The organism is Streptosporangium subroseum (genome assembly GCF_900188345.1).
Lineage (GTDB): Bacteria > Actinomycetota > Actinomycetes > Streptosporangiales > Streptosporangiaceae > Streptosporangium > Streptosporangium subroseum.
The window spans coordinates 1-3,821 of sequence record NZ_FZOD01000145.1 but is presented as its reverse complement, the minus strand read 5'-3'; the positions used below and the strand labels follow the sequence as shown (position 1 = coordinate 3,821).

7 protein-coding genes are annotated in these 3,821 nt (G+C 62.4%); 2 read left to right on the top strand and 5 right to left on the bottom strand.

The genetic code is table 11. The features are described 5' to 3' along the window. Nucleotides 1-221: 221 nt before the first annotated feature. The 3 genes from CHC08_RS47630 to CHC08_RS47620 form a co-directional block, all read right to left on the bottom strand. Nucleotides 222-536, bottom strand: coding sequence for a hypothetical protein (locus CHC08_RS47630; protein WP_089213939.1), 315 nt, complete (start codon nt 534-536; stop codon nt 222-224). Between the two features lie 159 nt (nt 537-695). Further along, nucleotides 696-956 carry a hypothetical protein gene (locus CHC08_RS47625; protein WP_089213938.1) on the bottom strand — a complete coding sequence of 87 codons (261 nt, stop codon included), beginning with the start codon at nt 954-956 and terminating at the stop codon, nt 696-698. A 153-nt stretch (nt 957-1,109) separates the two neighbouring features. Next, a complete protein-coding gene (locus CHC08_RS47620) occupies nt 1,110-1,547 on the bottom strand; it encodes a hypothetical protein (protein ID WP_143653720.1) in 438 nt (145 codons plus the stop codon). A 238-nt stretch (nt 1,548-1,785) separates the two neighbouring features. Here CHC08_RS47620 and CHC08_RS47615 point away from each other — a divergent pair, with 238 nt between their 5' ends. After that, nucleotides 1,786-1,992 (top strand): hypothetical protein, encoded by a 207-nt coding sequence (locus tag CHC08_RS47615; protein ID WP_218825857.1) that lies wholly within the window; start codon nt 1,786-1,788, stop codon nt 1,990-1,992. Nucleotides 1,993-2,028: 36 nt separating this feature from the next. On the opposite strand, the gene CHC08_RS47610 is transcribed toward CHC08_RS47615, so the two are convergent. Both CHC08_RS47610 and CHC08_RS47605 read right to left on the bottom strand, forming a co-directional pair. Then, entirely contained in the window at nt 2,029-2,331 is a 303-nt protein-coding gene (locus CHC08_RS47610) for a hypothetical protein (RefSeq protein ID WP_089213936.1), read from the bottom strand. 137 nt (nt 2,332-2,468) lie between these two features. Further along, on the bottom strand, nt 2,469-3,455 hold the full coding sequence (locus tag CHC08_RS47605) for an AraC family transcriptional regulator (RefSeq protein ID WP_089213935.1): 987 nt from the start codon (nt 3,453-3,455) through the stop codon (nt 2,469-2,471). Between the two features lie 94 nt (nt 3,456-3,549). Between CHC08_RS47605 and CHC08_RS47600 the strand changes: the two genes are divergently transcribed. Continuing rightward, nucleotides 3,550-3,732 carry a hypothetical protein gene (locus tag CHC08_RS47600; protein ID WP_089213934.1) on the top strand — a complete coding sequence of 61 codons (183 nt, stop codon included), beginning with the start codon at nt 3,550-3,552 and terminating at the stop codon, nt 3,730-3,732. Nucleotides 3,733-3,821: the final 89 nt, after the last annotated feature.

Sequence of the window (3,821 nt, the reverse complement as noted above, 5' to 3'; positions counted from 1 at the left end):
CCGGCGAGGAGACGCAGGGTGGCTGCCCTGACCGAGGGCTTGACCGGGAGCTCCAGAAGGTGGGAGGAGGTGGAGAGGAATTCTTCGAAGCTGTCGGGCCCGTCAAGGCCGTGGCCCTAGAGGTCTCCACGCCCGAAGATGGCGAGCGTGCACCAAGTCAGGTGGCGATGGTCGGCCCCACGCCCGACGACGAATCCGGACTCATCGCACAGCCAGGAAGATCAATACTGGCGGTGCTCGTCGGTGAGCCCATTTCTCGGGTTGTAGGTGCAGTAGAAGGTGCCGCCTAACGTCTTCTGGTCGTAGGCCGCCGTCTTCTTGCAGTCGTCGCAGTAGTAGAACGATTCGATGAAGGAACTGTTTGGGCGGGCGGATGTCGGTAGGCCACAGCTATTGGCCAGGACCCGGGCCGGCATTCTCGCACTCGGTTCCATCACCGTCGACGCCAATACAGGTGCGGCGGAGAGGACCGACGCCGTAAGGGCCGCCGCCGTGACGATCGCCCCTGCGAGCTGCTGGCGAGTGACAATGCGCATGGTATTCCCCCTAGAGTTACGAACCTGGCGACATGTGGCGTTTCAGGCACATGGCAACAAGACTGTCCCGGCCGAATTCCGGAGTTGACAACCTGTAGTTTCGTTTCCTGACATTATTCATTCAATGTCAGAGTTTGCGATCTTGGCTACCTATAAGGTTCAAGGGTCGGAGAGGCAGAGCATCGACAGGGTCGCGTTAACGGTCATCAGGTTCAGGGGTGATGGTCCCCGAAGGCCGACCCAGTGGGTGAGGGCGCCGCGTTCTCTGGCCTGCGCGACCGCCTGCCGAGCCGGCCAGGTCTTACCCACCCCAGCCGCTTCCGCGGGCACCACGTCGCGCTGGCCGCCGCTCCCCCGCGTCCCTTCATCGAGGAGTCGCAACTCCTCTATCCGCACCACGAATGAATAGCTTTGCTTCATACGATCAACGTTATATAACCGCATCGTCGCCGGGAAGCGTGATTCGGTGACACTACCCTTTAAGCAGAAACCGTAGTGGATGTCGGCAGTGATCCCATGTTGCTCCAGGTGCTGACATAACCGCCGTAACGTTGACGGTCAGGACTGGATCACTTAACAGTGACCCTTATAGCTGGGGGTCTGGGCGTCCTTGACTTCGATGGGGATATGATAGGTCGTGTCATCCACTCTCGCTACTGCATGGTATTTCTTGGTGGTCTGGAGCTGGGAGCAAGGCTCATTGGCGGTGGCGTAGGTCCAGCCCTGACGGCCGTTACTGTCCCCCTTCCCCGAAGCGACAGTGGCTCCGTGCCCCAACGCGTCTTCCCGATAGATGTTGATGTACACCGTGAGGTGCTCGGGCTTCGAACAGTACACACTCGCCTTGCCGTTCAGACCGCTGGACCCGGCGTTGATTAAGGTCACGGTAAGACTGCAGTCGATCGGCCTTGCCGAGGCAGGTGATGCGTTCAGCATCGCGCCGGTGGTTGCCAGCGCGAGAGTAGCCGCCGATATTTTCGCAGCCCGAAAAAAGCGTCGCTGTTTGTGCATGTGCTCTCTTTCTGTGAAGGTCGTGACCGCAGGAAATCAGCCGAACAGCATCACCCCAAAGGGGTGGCGCATGGCCGGCTGTGCATTGCCGCTGTTAACCGAGAATCGGCCGCCATTTATCGACTTGTGGTAATGAGACTTCCCTATCCGAATTCCGGCCACAACACCTTTTAGTCCTGACTAAAAAGGGTTGGCCAACCTTGTCTGAATCGGGCGGGTGGTGTGAAAATCCATTGTCATGATGCGTATGCACTTCTCCGACGCCGACCTTCGCCGGATCACCCTCGCCCCGGCTCCGAACGCCCTGTGGGAGACGGTGCTGAGCGTGCGCCTGCTGCGGGGCGTGACGACCGGCAGGACCTGGTCGCGGCCCGGAGTCCGCGAGCTGCATCGGCAGGTGAAGGGAAGCCTGGCGGAGCGGGCCGGGGTGCTCGTGACCCGGTGATCGTTTCCGGTCACAGCACTAGGTCCGTCGTGTCAGTCAGCAGAATTGAATGGTCTGGTAGCGACCGGTGACGTGACGGTGCGTCATGGACTTGCCCGGCGCCAAACTCGTGCAGCCACTGTCATCACCCGCCAAGATGATGACCTTGACGCGCTGCGTCGTCGAACAGCCGTTGCGGACCGTGACGTAGTCCACACCCCAGCTCGTGCCGGTCGCGACCGTGACACAGGCCGCTGCGGCTGCGGCTGCGGGAGCAGCCATCACAGGCGCGGTCGCGACCGCCGCGAGAGCAGTGCCGGCGGCGAACAGAGCCCCCCGCCGGAGTCGCTTGTGAGCCATCCTGAACCCTCCTATGAAAGGAATGGTGCTTCGAACTTGACCACGGGCCGGTCCCTTTCTCCGGAGACCCGGGCTTTTACCGTGATCAGCATCTCCGGAACTCGGGAACGATGTCGTTGGCGAGAGACGCACAGTTCTTAACGCCGCGCGCACCCGTCGGGATGGAAGTGGTGCCGGTAGTCGCGAGGCGACATGCCGTAGGCGGCGCGGAACGCGCGGCTGAACGCGGCGGGGTGCGCGAATCCCCAGCGGATGGCGATCGCCTGGATGGGGGAGAGGAACGACGCCGGATCCGCGAGGTCGCGTCTGGCGTGTTCGAGGCGCTGATCCCGGATCCAGGCACTGACGGTGTGACCGTTCTGCTGGAAGAGGCGCTGCAGGTAGCGAAGGGAGATGTGATGGGCGGAGGCGACGGTTTCCGGCGATAGGCGTTGATCTCCCAGGTGCCTGCTGATGAACGCGCGGATCTGCGTGATTAGGACTCGTTCGCGGGAGTCGACGGGCACTTGGGCGCCGGCGTCCAGGTGATGGGCGAGCAGCGCGGTGAACAGGTCGAGCGTTACTGTTCCCAGACGAATGTCGTCATCCGGCCCGTAGTCACCGTCACCGGTGGCCAGGTGGGTGAGAAACTGCGAGAACAGAGCGCCCATTCCCGTGCGACCGGGTAATCGGGTCGCCAGCAGCCGGTCCACCTTGTCGGACGGCAACAGCAGCAGCGCTCGCGGAATGTGCGCCACCACGGAACCCGCCGTGCCGTCGTCCGCGCGCACCTGGGTCTCGAAAGGCTGGAAAGTCGAGTAGAGGACCAGGTCGCACTCGCCGAGCGCGGTGTCCCTCCCCGCCTGAGCGATGGCCTGCCTCCCCCACAAAGTCAGCCCCACGACGTACATCTCGGGGTCCGAACGCCGGATCATCTTCGGCGTCCGGCTCGTTCGCATGGACGAGTACGTCATGGTGACCACCTGGGCGGGACCCAGGTCCGCCGCCTGCAGAGAGGCCCGGAATTCGGCCGGCTGATCGACGGTGAACACGTTGGGCGTCAGCCAGTGAGACACACTGTCATGCCACGCGTCCAACCGATCGGCCTGCGGCAGTTCCTCGCTGTCGAACACCTTTTCCAGCAAAGCTCATCCCCGTCCCCGGTAATCTTCCTGAGGAAGACTATTCGACACAATTCTTCACGCACATGAGCAGGGATGGCCAGAAAGGACAAAGAGCATGGCGTCCCACCTGCTTTTCGCGGTCTCCATCGAGCTCACCGACCGGCATGACCAGGCCCGTCCCCATGATCCGCTTTCCGGCCGCGCGCCGATGACCGAAGCGCCCGCGCCCACCACGAGTCTGCGCGAGCGCCACGACATCAGCCGCCAGTTCGTCTACGGGATTTTGAGCCTGTACTGATTAAGAAGGTCTGGGGTTATGGCGGTTCGAGGCTCAGGCCGGTCTCGGCGATGAACGCGTTGAGCAAGTCGGGCTGATACTGCAAGCAC

What these genes read in the sequence shown, in the direction of transcription:
- CHC08_RS47615 (WP_218825857.1), top strand. Translation starts at nt 1,786, where the DNA reads ATGATGCGTATGCACTTCTCCGACGCCGACCTTCGCCGGATCACCCTC.
- CHC08_RS47620 (WP_143653720.1), bottom strand. Translation starts at nt 1,547, where the DNA reads ATGCACAAACAGCGACGCTTTTTTCGGGCTGCGAAAATATCGGCGGCT.
- CHC08_RS47630 (WP_089213939.1), bottom strand. Translation starts at nt 536, where the DNA reads ATGCGCATTGTCACTCGCCAGCAGCTCGCAGGGGCGATCGTCACGGCG.
- CHC08_RS47600 (WP_089213934.1), top strand. Translation starts at nt 3,550, where the DNA reads ATGGCGTCCCACCTGCTTTTCGCGGTCTCCATCGAGCTCACCGACCGG.
- CHC08_RS47625 (WP_089213938.1), bottom strand. Translation starts at nt 956, where the DNA reads ATGAAGCAAAGCTATTCATTCGTGGTGCGGATAGAGGAGTTGCGACTC.
- CHC08_RS47610 (WP_089213936.1), bottom strand. Translation starts at nt 2,331, where the DNA reads ATGGCTCACAAGCGACTCCGGCGGGGGGCTCTGTTCGCCGCCGGCACT.